The following is a 1,064-nucleotide window of genomic DNA, read 5'->3' as shown; positions in this document are numbered from 1 at the left end:
CCCCTCTCCCGAAGGGAGAGGGGTTGGGGGTGAGGGATCCCTGCCTTGCAGAGTGCTCAAGAAAGGTCTAGGACTCGTCCCGCAACTGTCAGAGAAGGGCTGGTCGCCTCTGGAGCAAAAGCCTGGGCTGTCGGGAACCCCAAAAACGGGCTTTGCTCCACCGCCTGGGTGGAGAGAGTAAAGAGCGGATTGGAGAGAATGCCAGCCAAGATGGTGGCCACCAGCGTCAGCACCATGCCCACCCGCAAAGCCGGCATGCCTTCGGCCTGCCAGTTGGTCTCAGGGTAGTTTTGCACCGAAAGCGACATCTCCTGCGGCTCTTTCACCACCATGGTTTTCACCACCCGCACGTAGTAGTAGATGGAGATGACGCTGGTCACCAAGCCCACCAGCACCAGCGTGTAAGCCCCTGCCTGCCAGCCAGCCCAGAAAAGATAGAGCTTGCCGAAAAAGCCCGCCAGCGGCGGCAACCCGCCCAGAGAGAGCAGACAAATGCTCAGGCAAAGGGTGAGGAAGGGATCCTTCTGATAGAGGCCGCTGTACTCGTTGATTTCGTCGGTGCCGGTCTTGAGGCTGAACAGGGTGACGCAGAGAAAGGCTCCCAGGTTCATGGCCAAATAGACCATCAGGTAAAAAATCAAGCTGGCATAGCCCGCTTCGGTGCCCGCCACCAACCCAATCAAGACAAAACCCGCCTGCCCAATGGAAGAATAGGCCAGCAGGCGCTTGAGGCGGGTTTGGGCGATGGCCACCACGTTCCCCAGCACCATGGTCAAAATGGCCAGCACCGAGAGCACCGCCCGCCACTCTTCCGTCATGGCCGGGAACGCAGTGGCCAGAAAGCGAATGGCTAAGGCAAAACCTGCCGCTTTGGATCCCACCGACAAAAAGGCCACCACCGGCGTCGGGGATCCCTCATAGACGTCGGGCGTCCACTGGTGGAAGGGCACCGCCGCCAACTTAAAGCCAATACCCGCAATGGAGAGCACCAAGGCAAGGATCCCTGCCAAGCCGGCATTGGCCAGGTAGGGCGCGATCGCCGCCAATTGGGTCTGCCCCCCCGA

General features: G+C 60.3%; 1 protein-coding gene. It reads right to left on the bottom strand.

Annotated features, from left to right (window positions below; translation table 11 throughout):
- Nucleotides 1–56: 56 nt before the first annotated feature.
- Nucleotides 57–1,064 (bottom strand): NAD(P)H-quinone oxidoreductase subunit N (locus tag NW841_RS12850; RefSeq protein ID WP_414386781.1); only part of this gene is annotated, 1,008 nt, incomplete at its 5' end.

The organism is Synechococcus sp. H60.3 (assembly GCF_047462295.1).
Classification (GTDB): domain Bacteria; phylum Cyanobacteriota; class Cyanobacteriia; order Thermostichales; family Thermostichaceae; genus Thermostichus.
The sequence above is the reverse complement of the archived record's forward strand: the minus strand, read 5'-3'. Positions and strand labels throughout refer to the sequence as shown.